The following is a 15,207-nucleotide window of genomic DNA, read 5'->3' as shown; positions in this document are numbered from 1 at the left end:
CTACAGACGCAAACAGGCAGCATCAGGCAAATAATACCGTGCCGGTGCTGCCATGTGCAAGTCATTTTTTCATTTCAAAATATAGGAAGACAAGATCTTCTCTACAGAAGCGGCGAAGCTTTTGCCAGCGCCCCTATCTATTTTAAAAATCATGCTGTTCGAGCTTCCCGCCGGAATGAGCCGGACCTTACTTACCCCACACAAATTATCCACGATTACTACAAGAGCAGCCTGATTGCCAGTACGGAAGAAATAACGCTCATATACCAGTGTTCCAATCATCCGTCCGTCTCCAAGATCATGCAGCTCCTGATGCAGCAGTTCCGATTGTTCCGTTAGACCGTTCCTCACCAGTGTAATGGCTGCATCCGGCTGCAGACTGATATCAAATCTTAACACTTCATTCATCCAAACCTGCCTCCCCCATAAATAAAGCATGCGTTATTCTAAAGCGTTATTCCCCCCGGTCTGCCCCGGCGATATCCCAGCGGTGGCGGAATTTTTCCAGGCGGGGGTGAATCTGGGCAGGTTCTTCTGACAGAAGCAGCCGCAGCTTGACAATCCATTCCTCAAACGATGAATATGAAGCGAACATATTGGCCATTTCCGGTGTCAGATACAGAAAATACGGCGCTGGATATACATCGCTGATATGACGAAGTGCCGAATCCAGCGGCGTGTATTTCTTCCGCTTTCCTTCCAGGCTCTCCACGGTGACGGACGGGAGTCCCTGTTCTCTTTTCCACTCATGAAGCCGGTCTTCCCGCTTGTAGTAAGCCTGTACGGGCTCTTTCGTCATACGTCGCACCGTTTCCTCATGCAGTGGATACAGCACCAGCTTAGTGAATTTGCGATCTATCGCAGTTCTCGCAGCCATTTCAAGTTCCTGATCCGTGATACGCTCAAATGAATCATAGAAAATCAAAGTCCCTTTACGTTCTTTGGCCGGCGGCTCATAACCATAAGGCACATGCTGAATGTCTCGTCTCATCATTACCCTCCTGCTTGATCAATACATATAGCATATCATGCTGCGCTGATCTTTCAAAAAAAAGCTGCAGAGCTTTATCCCTTACATTTCTGATGGGCATATGTCGCAGCACCTAATGTACCCGCACGGTTGCCCAGCTCGGCCTGTACAATGCTGCATCTGCCGCTGGACAGCTTCAAGGCATGGCCGTTCACGGTTTCGCGCACAACGCCCAGCAGCCTGTCTCCAGCAGCCGCCATTCCCCCTCCGATAATGATCCTCTCCGGGTTCAGCAGATTAATCACATTCGCCAGCCCGAAACCAAGCAGTCTCCCTGTTTCATGCATCACTTCAAGCGCCAGTTCATCTCCGTGGTCATAAGCCTCTGAGATCATCAGCGCCGTAATCTGCCCGTTCTCGCCGTTCGTCCAGGTCTGGATAACACTGGATTTGCCTGCTGCCAGCTTTTCTTTGAAGGTATTAACCATGCCTACAGCTGAGACATACCGTCCGAGACAGCCGGTGCTGCCGCATCGGCAGGGCCTTCCGTCTCTGAACATATTCATATGCCCGATTTCCCCTGCGCTATAGGTCGTGCCGTATAGCACTTTACCGTCATGAATAATTCCCGATCCCAGACCTGTACCTAGTGTTAACAGGACCAGATTCCTGCAGTTTTTTCCGGCACCATGTAACCACTCTCCATATAGGTTGACCCGCACATCATTATCAATATAGACAGGGAAATCGTAGTGCTCCTTCATTTCATTCACAAGATGTATTTGTTCCCACCCCGGAAAGTTCGGGGAGAAGATAGACAGCCCTTCTTCCGGGTCCAAAAGGCCAGGTATTCCCATCCCCATACATTCAATCTGCTGCAGATCAATCCCGTTCCCATCCGTCAGCTGCTTCACTGCAAGTCTGATTAGTTCGAGTACATGTGCCGGCCCTTTTGCTGCTTCCGTTAATAAAGACAATTCATCTACGGCGGTGAATCCGGCATCGAACAACCCGGCTTTGATATTCGTTCCGCCTACATCGACACCTATGATGTAGCTGTTCATCGAACCCCGTCCTTCTTTCGCTTGATCGTCCTGTTACTATCCTTAGTATGAGATTTCAGGCAAAGAGAGGTTAGGATTTTTATCGCATCATTATAGTATTTTTTTAGGGAGTTCAAACGGTAAAAAAAAAGCAAACGGAGATTTCTCATCCGCCTGCCTTGAATCACTAACTTATCTGTCTTAAGAGCCTGCTCCCTTATACCGTTTGACTCCGTAATTCCAGCTTAGAAGTCCAATACAGAGGAACACTGCGCCGACTACCGGTGTTAGTAATGCCATGCTTCTCATCTCATCCCTGTGCAGGAACAGTGCTGCCGGATAGATCCCGACAAATGCAAACGGAACAATCCAGGTGAGCAAAACCTGAATCGCCCGGTTGTAAATCGTCACCGGATAACGTCCATACGTCTGAATATTGTACATCAGCGGTAAAATGCCGGTCGGCGCATCGGAATAGAATGACAACGAAGTAAGGGTCGTATAGATCCCGGTGTATATAGCAACCGCACTTAACGTCAGTACAAGCAATGCCGGAATAGTCCACCATTCGAAAGGGAGCCCGAGATTTGCGCCGCTGATCGCCATAATAATCAGTCCGATGAACGAACCGACCAGAGACGGCGGATCGACATTTTCCAGGAAAATCTGAAACAGATTATGCGCCGGCCGCGTCAGGACACGGTCCATCTCGCCTTTAACAATGTAACGTTCGCTGAAGCCCCACATATTCACAAAGCAGCTGAAGACGCCAAAGGGCACCATAAAGAAGCCGTAGACAAACACTACTTCATTCTGATTCCAACCGCCCAGACTGTCTGTATGCATGAAGATAACCAGGATAAAGATAAAGTTGGTCGCCTGAAACAGCAGATCCGATATGACCTCTACCCAGAAGTCGGCGCGGTAGGTTAACCGGGTTTTCATATAATTTTTCAAATATTCAAATAATAATCCCAAGTAATACATGTAATCAACCTCCCTGCACGAACAGCCGCTTACGCGCCGCGTGGTATAGCCAGACAATAGGAATGATCAGCGCCAGGAACCAGAAGACCTGGACACCGAGCACATTCCAGATGCCTACCCCTTGTACCCGGCCCGTAAATACGGAGCCCGGCAGGTAAGTAATGGCTTGAAAAGGCAACACGTGAAGCACGGAAGACAACCAGCCCGGAAACAGGGTGATCGGCACAATCAGACCGGAGAACAGATCCACGATCACCCGCTTCATCCGCATTACACCTTCATTGTTTTCGACAAAAAAGGCTGTCAGGCCTGTGATCACATTAATCTGTGAGCTAATCAGGAAGCTGAAGAAGAGCATGACCAGGAATCCGATCCAGGCCGAAAGCTCCGTCGGCAGCTGCACAGGAAACAGCAATACGGCAATAATCATCCCGGGAATCATCAGCATCATGAACCGGAACAGCCCTTCGCCGAGTCCCTGCATCATTTTGACCAGCACGTAATTATACGGGCGGATGAACTGGATCGCGATGCTGCCGTCACGGATATCCGTAGAAATCTCACGGTCCAGATTATTGAAATAAAAGGCTCTCGCCATCCAGGAGACCGCAACATAAGTTGTCATTTGTGCCCCTGTAAAGCCGCCTAACGATTCACCACTGCCGTATATGGCCTTCCAGGTGAAATAATTCACCCCGATATTAAGGGTATAGATCAGAATTCCGGAATAATAATTGATCCGGTAAGCCAGCATAGTCAGAAAGCGGATGCGGATAAAATCAAAGTAAGCACCAAGCAGCAGACGTCGCCCGTTTTCCGGGGAATGGCCTGAGGAAGAGCCTCCGCCTGTGGTGGAGACAGCAGCCTTTAGAGCTTTAGACATGAGTGGCCTCTTTCTCATCCTGCAGGCCTGCGATCATCTCTTCCGGTTTCTCGGCAGATCCGGACTGATAAATGCTGCGTACAATCTCATCCGTATTCGTTTCGATAATTTTGATGTCGGTTATGTCCGCTTGACCGACAACCCGGGCCAGTACATCGGATACATTCAGCTCCAGCGGAATCCATACCTTGGCACCCAGTTCATTCTCAGCCGACCAGGACACGGGCATACCGTCCGTCCACTGCACCAGCTGCGCAAGCTTAGTCGCTGTCCCAAACTGGAACTGAACCTCGCGTCCGGTTCCCCAGCGCTGTTTCAGCTCCTCAAGCCCGCCATCATAGATAATTCGTCCGTCATCCAGCATAATCACCCGTGAACACAGGGCTTCGATATCCTGCAGGTCATGGGTTGTCAGCAGAATAGTAGTGCCATGCTCACGGTTCATGTCTTTAAGAAAATCACGGATCTCTGACTTCACGACGATATCAAGTCCAATGGTCGGTTCGTCCAGGAAGATAATCGACGGATTATGCAGGAGCGCCGCCACAAGCTCACAGCGCATCCGCTGGCCAAGACTCAGCTTGCGGACCGGACGGTTAAGCAGCTCCTGCAGCTCCAGCCGTTCAACCAGCTCGTCCAGCCGTTTTTTGAAATCCTGCTCGGATACCCGGTACACTTTACGCAGCAGCTGAAAAGATTCAATAACACCGATATCCCACCAGAGCTGGCTGCGCTGGCCAAACACGACGCCGATATTCTGCACGAATTTCTCACGTTCCTCATAAGGAACAAAGCCGCCCACAGACACACTGCCTGAGGTTGGAACCAGAATCCCGGAGAGCATTTTGATCGTCGTTGATTTGCCTGCTCCGTTCTCGCCGATATAGCCGCAGATTTCCCCTTGGGGAATAGTGAAAGAAATATCCTTCACTGCTGTAACTTCAGAATATTGCCGTTTAAACAAATCAGCGAAGGCCCCTTTGAGGCCCTCGCGGTTTTTTTGGACTTTGAAGGTTTTGCGCAAGTCCTGCACTTCAATTGCGTTCATAGAGTACCTCGCTAAGCTAAAAGTATGGTTCAGTTCTCCATTATAATGTACAAAATGGAAAAGCACTACCCTCTTTATTTCGCGACCCGGCCTTCAAAGAATTCCGGTGTCTTCACTGCCTCCAGATGGCCGGAGCGTGTAACTTTAGTCCGCAGGTACTTTTCGTTGAAGACGGAGACATCACCCCAGAGCGGAATTCTCTTCCCGGTGTTCATCCCTGCTGCCTTCAGAGCTTCCATCTTCTTAGGATTGTTGGTAATCAGAGTTACCGGTTTGCTGCGCAGATGCTGCAGTACGCTGATCGCATCCGTATAGTCTCTGGAATCATCGGCAAAACCGAGCTCCAGATTAGCCTCCACCGTATCATAGCCTTCTTCTTGAAGAATATAGGCCATAGCTTTGCTGAACAGGCCGATCCCTCTTCCTTCATGGTTGGCCAGATAGAACAGCGCCCCGGAGCCATGCTGGGCAATCATCTTCATGGACTGGCGGAGCTGGAATCCGCAATCGCAGCGTTTGCTGCCAAAAATATCGCCGGTATGGCAAATGCTGTGCATCCGGATGAGCGCTTCGTCGGAATATTCAAAGTCACCATAGACGAGGACACTCGACTGCTGCCCGTCCGCAAGCTTCATGGACGACAACCGTGAAATAAGCAGTTCAGTGGCCTCCTTGGAATCCCCTTGAAGCAGGTCAGCATCAGTAGCTTTGATCCAGCTGTACCATTTAAAAGTGACGGTCTCTCCGTCCAGATTAACCGGCAAAGTAATCGGTCCAACTAATATGTTAGTGTTGTCATCGTTAGTGATCCATTTGATTTTATTCTGCAATATAGAAATGATATCCGGTTTGATCATGAGTGCACCGTCCTAAATTTTAATAATTAAATTTCTTTCTAGTAACTATTTGTAAGTTAGTTTATCATTGTAATATAACTTCGTCAAGTTATAATATATATTTAAATAATTATAATTACTTATTGTAAGTTTGTGATATAATGAATGCAGAGGTGATCTAAATGAATGAATTTGAGATGTGTCCACGCTTTGAGAAAGCGGTAGACGTGCTTAGCAAACGCTGGGTCGCATTGATTGTATTTGTATTGATGCAAGGCCCCCGCCGTTTCGGTGAAATCGAAAGCTGTCTCTCCAATCTCAGCGGCAAGGTTCTTTCGGACCGCCTGAAGGAAATGGAGAACGAAGGCATCATTCAGCGGACAGTGTATCCTGAAATGCCGGTGCGCATTGAATATTCGCTTACCCCGAAAGGAACAGCTCTTGCTCCTATTCTAGGGGAAATCGGAAACTGGTCTACGGATTGGATTGAGCTCGGTGTGAAACAGTGACGGCCGTCCCGCTAGCAAACAAGCGCCCTTTTTGAACCGGATTCCGGGTCAAATGGGCGCTTGTTTGTTGTCGTAGTTATGTTACATGTTTGTTTAAATTTGAATCCGTAAAATTCACATTAACCGGATATTCGCAAGTCTTGGCAGAGCAGACCAACTGCATGCCATTTTATATATCTAGTCGGCTTGTTTATCTAATCTTGATGTATCGCTCCTGAATCTGCTTCGCTATTGTAATCCGCTCCATCTTCAGCTCCCAGGTCTGCTCTTTCCACCGGTAACGGTCCTCTGAACCTTCATTCTCTCTTAGCCTGTCAAACAATACCAGCAAATTAATATTAATATCATCGCACCGGTTCCACAGCTCCCGGACATTCTCTTATGTTTACCCTTAAGCTGGCTGCTTCATGCCGGAAAGCACCTGTAATGCTCCAATCAGTTCATCCAAACGCTCAAATCCGGCAACCACCTGATCCACAATCGTCTTTTGTTCTTCAACACTGGCAAGTATTTCCCGCGAGGCGGCCCTGGACTCCTTCGTCACGGCGGATATGGAGTCGACTTCGCCGATGATCACACTTGAAGAGTTAGCCACATCAATTGATTTCTCTGCTGCTTCCTCTGCCTGCTTAACCACCTTCACAGCAATATTCGACAGCTCATGGAAGACCTTCTCCGATTGCTTGACCGTAGATTCACTGGACTCAATCATTAGCTTACCCTGCTCTATCTGGTTTATCATTTGCATAACTTTTTCTCTAAGATTGGCTAAACGCTCGGATATTTCGTCTGCTGATTGATTAGCATGCTCTGCCAGCCTGCTTACCTGGGCGGTAACTACATCCAAACTCTGCCCGTGACCGGCAGCACCCGCTGCCTCCATCGCAGTATTCTTTGCGAGCCGATTTGTCTCGGAAGCAATGGATTGAATCGTCTCAACTATAGAGCCAATGCTGTTATTCTGTTCATTAAGCTCCTCCATCGCAGATGTGATATTATCAATCATCGTACTGATTTCCAGTATACTCTGTGATAACAAAGTTACCTGCTCATTGCCGCGTTCAACAGTCCGAGCTGAAGCATTTGACAGTTCGCGCATCATGCTGGAATTATCCGCCACTATTCGAAGCGCCGTACCTGCAGCGCTGATAGCTTCTGAGATATCTCCGACGCTGGCCGCTTGGCTTTCAATCCCTTTGGTCATCTCGGCAAAGCCCATTGTCAGTTCACTGGTAATGTACCCCGTGGTTATCACATTCCTTTGCAGCTTCTGTTTAAAGACTCCCATCTCTTGAATCGAGTTTCTCATTTGATCCAACAATGTCTCCATCCTTGCTTTAGCCGCTTCAGATTCCGATGTTTGCTTGAATATATTCATGTTCAGCTGGCGGAAGAGTAGGGACAACACAAATACTACAGCCAGCGGAATAAACAGCTTTAGATTATCTCCCCATTGGTACGGGGGCGAATCGGTAACAGCAGGATGTATCCTGAAAACATTCAATTGGATGAAGCTGCCTATACTGTAGACCAGCAGTGGGCCATATGTTGGATATAATAATAGCAGCAGCGCAAACGTGAGTATCGTAATTAATTCCGGCTGGTTTAGGTTGGCATACAGGACCAGGAAGGATGAAAAGATAGCAACGAAGTAAGGAATCTGCCGGGTGGCAATCTTTCTTTTAACAGCACCGAACAGGAGTACATTCACAACCATACTCACCATGACAGCGATAAGTCCAGTTATCATCCCTTCCGATACCATGAGGAATATTGAGGCCAGTAAAGTGAGGAGTAATATAAGATAGGCCATCATCTGATTCCGCCTGGCAATTAAATTGGTCTCAAATATACTGTAACTGGATGAGGTGCTTAATGTCTGCACTGATTGTTTCTGACGTTCCCCCGGAATCCCCATATCCATTTTCTCTCATCCCTTCATCTTTATACAAAATGCATACAATATTATATCGGTTAAAGGCGCCTTCCTATTTAGCTGCAAGCCGAAAGACAACAAAAAGCAAGGACGGATGTAATGGATCCGCCCTTGCTTGGCATTTAATTATGAACTTCTGATGATGAATTACATTAATTTCTTAATATCATCCTTAATCTGTTCGGATTGGGGTCCAAATACAATTTGCACTGCACCTTGACCCAGTCTCATCACGCCGGAGGCGCCAAGCTGCTTCAGCGCGGCATCCTTGACTGCTTTTTCATCGTTCACGTTCAGCCGCAGTCGTGTGATACAGGCATCAATGGTGCGGATGTTGGAGGGTCCGCCGATATTTTCCAGTATCTTTGCAGCTCTTGATGACGAGGTCCCGCTGGTTCCGCCAACGCTAACTTCTTCAAAGGTATCATCCATGTCATCTTCGCGTCCTGGTGTCTTCAGGTTGAACTTCACGATAATGAAGCGGAACAATACGTAATAGAGAATGAAGAAAGCAAGACCGACCGGAATAAGAATCCATGCATTGGTAGACTGCTTTATATGAAGGAGATAATCAAGCAGACCGGCTGAGAACCCAAAACCGAGTTTTACATCAAGCACGTACATCAGCAGACCTGCAAACCCTGTAAGAATGGCATGCACCAGATAGAGCAGCGGTGCCACGAACATAAAGGAGAATTCCAGCGGTTCAGTAATCCCTGTCAGGAAGGAAGCGATCGCCGAGCCGATGAAGATAGATGCAACCAGCTTACGTTTATCAGGCTTGGCGGTGTGGATGAATGCCAGGGCTGCACCAGGCAGCGCGAACATCATAATCGGGAAGAAGCCTGTCATGAACATCCCGGCGCTTTTGTCTCCGGCGAAGAAGCGGGTGAGGTCACCATGTACGACTTCTCCTGCAGCATTGGTAAATTCACCGATCTGGAACCAGGCAATTGTGTTAATGACATGGTGCAGGCCGATTGGAATCAGCAAGCGGTTGGCCGTACCGAATACGAACGCACCGATTGCCCCGAGGCTTACAACCCAGTTTCCGAAATCACTGATTACATCCTGAACCGGACTCCAGATCATTCCGATAAATACGGCCAGGACCATCGTTGAAGCCGCGGTAATAATGGGAACGAAACGTTTGCCTGCAAAAAATCCGAGCCAGTCAGGCATTTTGACACCGTGATATTTCTCGTAAAGGAATGCTGCCCACGCACCGGCAAAGATCCCGCCAAGTACACCCATGTTCAGCACTACATCATCGTTAATGAAGGAAAATTGCAAGGGAACTATCTTAAGCACATTAGTGAGCACCATGTAAGCAATCAGCGCTGATAAGGCAGCAACAGCATCACCGGCAAATCCGATGGCTACCCCAATCGCGAAGATTAAGGCCAAGTTCGAGAAGATGGCCCCTGCGCCGGCATTCAGGAAAGGTGCTACATACTGATTCAAAAATCCGCCAACAGCACTCCCCAAATGGAAGTCCTTTTCGTAATCAATTAATCCGAATCCCTGCAAAATAGCTGCCGCAGGCAAGGTTGCTACCGGAAGCATCAGAGATTTGCCTAACTTTTGTAAAAAAGCCAACATAATAAAATCATCTCCTCGATTTCATAATTGATAGTTGTGATTATTGTGAAGCTACTATTAAAATGAGACCCGCTCCTGCGGTAACCTGCCCGTAAAGGCATTCAACCTCAGGCGGAGTCTCCTCCATACTCGTTACAATGACCGGCGAGATTGCGGATAACCCCGCAGATCGTATAGCCTCAAGATCAAACTCAATTAAAATCTGACCGGCTCTCACAGTGTCGCCCGTACCCACATGACTCTGAAATCCGCTCCCCTTCAGGCTGACCGTATCGATCCCGATATGCAGCAGCAGCTGCATTCCGGAAGCGTGTTCAAGAATGAGTGCATGACCCGATTTCACAATATGGGCAACCTTACCGTCAAAAGGTGCCAATAGCTTGCCTTCCGCAGGCTCTATTGCGAGTCCTTTACCCATGTGGCCTCCGGCAAAGGTCTCATCGGGAACTTCAATTAACGGGACAGCCTGCCCGCTGATAGGCGCTGCAATTTCGATTATATGTCCAGTACGCAGCTCTTCTTTTTTGGATCTCCATTTGGAAAACATCCGTACCACTCCTCCCGGCTGCTATTTATTCTTTTCTAAGGTTTGGAATAGCCGGTGCAAGTGCATGGCCAGGAAGCATAATTCCTCTTCCGGGACCTCCACGTCAAGTTTGCTCTGCATGACCTTTCCGAGTTTTTGCGCCAGCTTATATTCCGCTTTAAATTCTTTTTTAATATGCTTCACGAACGGATTGTCAATGAGCGACCCTTGCAAAATCCGTTCCAGGCTAAACCGCAGGTGGATCATCAGCCGCACATGGTTCATACTGCCTTGCGCAAAATTGATCTTACGCTCTGTACGGATCAGATCAAGCAGTTCGTTAACAATGTTCGAAGCCTTCACCACCTGGCCCACGGGTACATTACTCACCGCGGAGTAGACATGATAGGTGAGAAAACCTATTTCATCCTCAGGAATCTGCAGTTTGAATTCAGCACTGATTTTCTCTGCCGCATTGGAAGCGATCTCAAATTCTTTGGGAAACGTCATTTTGGTTTCCTGTAAAAACGGATTAATGATATCCATTCCGCTTCTCAACCGGAAGATGGTAAATTGGATATGACTCGGGAGCGCCAAATAGATCTTGTCGTTTAACTTGCCGGGAAACTGAGAGGTGATATCCCCGATAATCTCATCCGTAATTCTCATTACTTTTGGATCAATGTCCTCCAGCAAAATCTGATACTGGCTCCATTCCTCCCGGTCTTCCAGGCGGAACAGTTTTTCGATCCGGTGATCATTGCTATCAATTACTCCGGCATCTTTCACCGCAAAACCGATGCCTTTGCCGATAATGACATATTCCTTGCCGTTCTTGCTCCCCTGGACCATAACCACATTATTCCCGATCACCCGTAATACTTGAAATTGTTCGATTTCCCGCGACAAGTTCTCCCTCCTCTCCTTAATTCAAAGATTTTTGCATTAAAAAGAGCCAAGAACCGTTCCATATTAATGGAGACAATCCTTGGCTCATGCCCTTTTACGGTAACACGCCATTCGTTTGTTGTATAAATGATCATTTATGAGACCATCATAAATCATAGCCCATATTTGAGTCAATGGTAAATTTATAAAAGTCAAGCCGAGCCCTTCTCTTATCCTTCTGCCGGCCTGATTAATCTGCACATCCGGGTTACCACATCCTGCAAGATAACCGGTTTACTCATGAAATCGGTGGCTCCGGCAGCAAGACATTTCTCCCGGTCTTCCTTCATGGTCTTGGCGGACACCGCAATGATCGGCAGCTCCGTCAGCAGCAGCTCTTCACGGATAATAGAGAGTGTATCATAACCATCCAGGTTCGGCATCATAATATCCAGCAGGACAATATCCACCTCTGCCCGCTCTCTGACGATTTGCAGGCATTCGTAGCCGGTCTGTGCCGTCAGAATGTTCATATCATAGCGGGCAAGCCCGTTCTGCAGGGCAAAAATATTACGTGAGTCATCATCTACGATCAGCACCGTCCGGCCATGCAGCTTAAGATGCTCCTTCTCGAACATGATGTTGTCATTCAGTGCGGCAACCTGCTCACTCGCTGCTGCAACGGGGGACAATGCTCCCAGCGGAATTAAAGGGATATCCGTCTCCTCTTGCAGGTAAGGAAGGTAAAGTGTAAAGGTGCTCCCTTTCCCTTCTTCACTTTGCAGTGTGATATGTCCGCCGAGCAGCCGGGCCAGCTGAAGTGATATGGACAGCCCAAGTCCTGTTCCCCCGTATTTACGCGCGGTTGTCCCGTCAGCCTGCCTGAAAGCTTCAAAAACAAGTTCACGGTTTGCTTCTGAAATACCGATACCACTGTCTATGACTGCAAAAGCCAGCATCTCCTCCTGCTGGTAGTCTTGTGCAGCGAAGGGATTCTCCGCACAGCTTATCTTTACTTGAACAAAGCCATGTTCTGTAAATTTGAAAGCATTGGACAGCAAATTACGTAAAATCTGATGCATCCGCATCTCGTCTGTGAAGAACATGTCAGGTACATCCTCTTCAACCTGGACCGAAAATTCCAAGTTCCGTTTAGCTGCAGTTTTGCCAAAGTAACCTGTGAGCAGCGCCGGGAGTTCAGTGAGATTAACCGCGTCCATCTCCACCTGCATTTTGCCGGCTTCAACTTTAGAAAAATCCAGGATGTCATTAATCATGGCCAGCAAATCACTTCCGGAGGAATGAATCACCGTTACATACCCCAGTTCTTCTTCGTTTAATGTGTTACTGCGGTTCTCAATAAGCAGCTGGGACAGAATCAGCATACTGTTAAGCGGTGTACGCAGTTCATGAGACATATTAGCCAAAAATTCACTTTTATAGCGCGAGCTTAGTTCCAGCTGTCTATTATATTTATCCAGTTCAACGGCTGCATTCTCAGCTACAGATTTCTGGATTTCAAGCTCTCTGTTCAGAACAAGCAATTCATTCGTATGGTTCTGCAGTTCTTCTGCTTGAACCTGCAATTCCTCAGACTGCACCTGCAATTCCTCGGATTGGACCTGAAGCTCCTCATTCATTACCTGAGAATCATGATAGAGTGATTGAATCTCGCTGCGGGTGATCACAGAATTCAAGGAGACGCTCATGGTCTTAAGCATCTCTGCAAGAAGTTTCTGATGATATGGAGCCCACTTGGTGAGTGATGCAATTTCCAGAACGGCTAACGTCTTATTCTCGAAAATGACCGGTGCAATTACAGCAAATCGTGGTGCGGTTCTGCCGAGTCCTGAATTGATACTGATATAATCCTCCGGCAAATTCTCAATAAACTTGACTGACTTATCAAGAGCACTCTGTCCGACAAGTCCTTCACCCGGTTGAATCCGGTCAGCACCGAACGAAGCATCTTTATCGCTGCTGCCGGCATAGGCGTACATCCGCTTATATACTTCTTCCTCATGATTCAGAACATATATAGCGCCATATTGGATCTCAAATATTTTCGACAGCTTATTCATAAATATTTGACTCATTACTGAAAGATCGGTTGTTTCCTGCAGGAGGAGAGACATCGTAGCCAGCTGTTCTGCACTCCATTGATCCTGCTGAACCTTATTGAGCAGCCCGTTAGTCGCTTCGCCAAGATCATAAACTTCATCTAAAGTCCTTACTTTAATCCGTTCAGACATGTTGCCGCCGCCGGCAATACTATTAATGGCCTGAATCACATGCTGTAATGGTCTTACGATGCTTGATGAGAGCAGATGTGTTATAAGGTAGGCCAACAGAGCAACTAGCGCCCACAAAATATACATCGTGTTAATCAGCTTATGATTCCCGTTCTTTAGACTCTTAATGCGTTTACTGGTAAGCGTCCGTTCTTTATCCCGAAAATAATCGGATTGTGTGCGGATTGAATCTATAATGGTTTTGCCTGAATCTTCCTGAAAGAACGCAGCGACTTCTGCATCCCGGCCGTTTTTCTTGAGGTTGACCACATATTGGCCAGCTAGTGTAACCCACTTTTCGATACTCGCTTTGATATTGTCCAGATTCTGCAATTGCTCCGGATTATCTGCAATCAGGGGCTTCAGTTTCGAGTAATTCACATCCCACTCGGATAGACCAGCGTTATAGGGCTCCAGATAAGTGCTGTTTCCGGTTAGCGCATACCCTCTTTGTCCCGTTTCCATATCCAGTACATTTTTTTCTATCTGATATGTAAGCTCGTGAATCTTAATATCGTGATCGCTCAGGTATACTGTTTCTCTCTCCAAATCAGAAATCCGATTCGAAACAATCATTAAAAACAGGCCTAACATTACTAAAATTACGATATAGCCAAGCGCGATTTTGCCTCGAATATTCAAGCTCCTAGCCTGTTTATTAAGCAAAGGTTCAACCTCCATCTGGCTTGCCAATATATGATTCCCCTTTAATTGTAAACGATGGAAATAATGTCAACAAGCCTCAGCGTGCCCCCACGCAGCTTATAAGTACCCTTCAGTCCGGGGAAGCTTGTCCTTTAACTGGCGCAGGTTACTCTCCAGCCTAATGATAATATCCTCCAGTTCAAGCGGATCAATGCCTCTGACAACAGGTGCCGGGGCTGCCGCTGCCGCCTTCGATTCTGCTCTCAATTCCCGCATCTCTATCTGCTGCTCCTGCCATTTATCCATCAAATCGGCAATCGTTGCATAAAAACGTTCGTAATCCTTAATTACGCTATCCAAAAAGGTATCCACTTCCTCTGCATCGTAACCGCGCAGCTTCATACTGAACTCTTTCTCGTGAATGGTGAGTGCATCAAGTGTGATGCCGAGCTGGCTGAACAGCTTTCTTTGCTTATCCAGCCGGCGTTTCATATGTTCGTCCATGGTTGTGTCCTCCAAGCTTTATCTGTGTTTATCGGCCGTTCTCATTATAGCAGGCTGAAAGCAGCCTGAAAATATCACTAAAGTTGCAGTTTCCGCTACAGGGCTCTGTTGATTGTCTGTCCGGTGAAAAGGGTAAGGAAAGAATACACTAACAAAAATACTCTAACTACTGAAAGGAAGAGTGTACAATGAGTCACTTAACAGATTCACAGCTGGCCAAGCTTAAAGCGGCCTTGGAGCAGCATAAACAGGAAATCGAGCAGCACTTTAAAGATAACGGTGAAGAAACCAGCCTAATAGGCGATTCGCTAAAAATGTCTACCGGTGAACTCTCCTCTGCCGACAATCACCCGGCAGATTCAGGTACAGAGACCTTTGAAAGAAGCCGTGATCTCGGGATCAACATCGCATTAAACGATGAATTGGCTGAAATCGATGCTGCGCTGCAGCGGATGGAAGACGGTACCTATGGCGTCTGCATTGTAAGTAAACAAAATATCCCTTATGAACGTCTCGAAGCCATTCCACATACCGCCTAT

Annotated in this window: 16 protein-coding genes; 2 read left to right on the top strand and 14 right to left on the bottom strand. The window is 47.4% G+C overall.

What is annotated here, in order from left to right; translation table 11 throughout:
* Positions 1-69: 69 nt before the first annotated feature.
* The 7 genes from AQR02_RS10010 to AQR02_RS09980 form a co-directional block, all read right to left on the bottom strand.
* Entirely contained in the window at positions 70-408 is a 339-nt protein-coding gene (locus AQR02_RS10010; RefSeq protein ID WP_054940439.1) for a DUF6054 family protein, read from the bottom strand.
* A gap of 46 nt (positions 409-454) precedes the next feature.
* The gene (locus tag AQR02_RS10005; protein ID WP_054940438.1) at positions 455-991 is read right to left on the bottom strand and encodes a hypothetical protein; all 537 of its coding nucleotides are present in this window, start codon (positions 989-991) and stop codon (positions 455-457) included.
* 74 nt (positions 992-1,065) lie between these two features.
* Positions 1,066-2,034: an ROK family protein gene (locus AQR02_RS10000; protein WP_054940437.1), complete on the bottom strand. Its 969-nt coding sequence runs from the start codon at positions 2,032-2,034 to the stop codon at positions 1,066-1,068.
* A 180-nt stretch (positions 2,035-2,214) separates the two neighbouring features.
* Positions 2,215-3,000 carry an ABC transporter permease gene (locus AQR02_RS09995; RefSeq protein ID WP_054940436.1) on the bottom strand — a complete coding sequence of 262 codons (786 nt, stop codon included), beginning with the start codon at positions 2,998-3,000 and terminating at the stop codon, positions 2,215-2,217.
* Between the two features lie 4 nt (positions 3,001-3,004).
* On the bottom strand, positions 3,005-3,799 hold the full coding sequence (locus tag AQR02_RS09990; protein ID WP_054942056.1) for an ABC transporter permease: 795 nt from the start codon (positions 3,797-3,799) through the stop codon (positions 3,005-3,007).
* Positions 3,800-3,875: 76 nt separating this feature from the next.
* Positions 3,876-4,931: an ABC transporter ATP-binding protein gene (locus tag AQR02_RS09985; RefSeq protein WP_054940435.1), complete on the bottom strand. Its 1,056-nt coding sequence runs from the start codon at positions 4,929-4,931 to the stop codon at positions 3,876-3,878.
* A 74-nt stretch (positions 4,932-5,005) separates the two neighbouring features.
* Positions 5,006-5,788: a GTP cyclohydrolase II gene (locus AQR02_RS09980; RefSeq protein WP_054940434.1), complete on the bottom strand. Its 783-nt coding sequence runs from the start codon at positions 5,786-5,788 to the stop codon at positions 5,006-5,008.
* Positions 5,789-5,949: 161 nt separating this feature from the next.
* On the opposite strand from AQR02_RS09980, the gene catR reads away from it, so the two are divergent.
* Positions 5,950-6,276 (top strand): catDE operon transcriptional regulator CatR, encoded by a 327-nt coding sequence (gene catR, locus AQR02_RS09975; protein ID WP_054940433.1) that lies wholly within the window; start codon positions 5,950-5,952, stop codon positions 6,274-6,276.
* A gap of 190 nt (positions 6,277-6,466) precedes the next feature.
* Here catR and AQR02_RS32385 read toward each other — a convergent pair whose 3' ends face one another.
* From AQR02_RS32385 to AQR02_RS09945, 7 genes are all read right to left on the bottom strand, one after another.
* Positions 6,467-6,607 carry a hypothetical protein gene (locus AQR02_RS32385; protein WP_159067729.1) on the bottom strand — a complete coding sequence of 47 codons (141 nt, stop codon included), beginning with the start codon at positions 6,605-6,607 and terminating at the stop codon, positions 6,467-6,469.
* Positions 6,608-6,667: 60 nt separating this feature from the next.
* Complete coding sequence (locus AQR02_RS09970) at positions 6,668-8,200, bottom strand: methyl-accepting chemotaxis protein (RefSeq protein WP_054940432.1); 1,533 nt, start codon at positions 8,198-8,200, stop codon at positions 6,668-6,670.
* A gap of 159 nt (positions 8,201-8,359) precedes the next feature.
* Positions 8,360-9,814: an N-acetylglucosamine-specific PTS transporter subunit IIBC gene (nagE, locus tag AQR02_RS09965; protein WP_054940431.1), complete on the bottom strand. Its 1,455-nt coding sequence runs from the start codon at positions 9,812-9,814 to the stop codon at positions 8,360-8,362.
* 40 nt (positions 9,815-9,854) lie between these two features.
* Positions 9,855-10,361, bottom strand: a complete 507-nt coding sequence (locus tag AQR02_RS09960; RefSeq protein ID WP_054940430.1) for a PTS sugar transporter subunit IIA — start codon at positions 10,359-10,361, stop codon at positions 9,855-9,857.
* 21 nt (positions 10,362-10,382) lie between these two features.
* Positions 10,383-11,249 (bottom strand): PRD domain-containing protein, encoded by an 867-nt coding sequence (locus tag AQR02_RS09955; protein WP_082451760.1) that lies wholly within the window; start codon positions 11,247-11,249, stop codon positions 10,383-10,385.
* Between the two features lie 209 nt (positions 11,250-11,458).
* Complete coding sequence (locus AQR02_RS09950) at positions 11,459-14,068, bottom strand: CHASE3 domain-containing protein (protein WP_159067728.1); 2,610 nt, start codon at positions 14,066-14,068, stop codon at positions 11,459-11,461.
* A gap of 213 nt (positions 14,069-14,281) precedes the next feature.
* A complete protein-coding gene (locus AQR02_RS09945; RefSeq protein WP_054940428.1) occupies positions 14,282-14,668 on the bottom strand; it encodes a DivIVA domain-containing protein in 387 nt (128 codons plus the stop codon).
* Between the two features lie 188 nt (positions 14,669-14,856).
* On the opposite strand from AQR02_RS09945, the gene AQR02_RS33945 reads away from it, so the two are divergent.
* Positions 14,857-15,207: TraR/DksA C4-type zinc finger protein (locus AQR02_RS33945; RefSeq protein WP_483414274.1), on the top strand; the 351-nt coding region annotated here is incomplete at its 3' end.

Source organism: Paenibacillus ihuae (assembly GCF_001368795.1).
GTDB classification, from domain to species: domain Bacteria; phylum Bacillota; class Bacilli; order Paenibacillales; family Paenibacillaceae; genus Paenibacillus_AQ; species Paenibacillus_AQ ihuae.
Note: the sequence above shows the minus strand (reverse complement) of the source record. Positions and strands in the feature narration are given on the sequence as shown.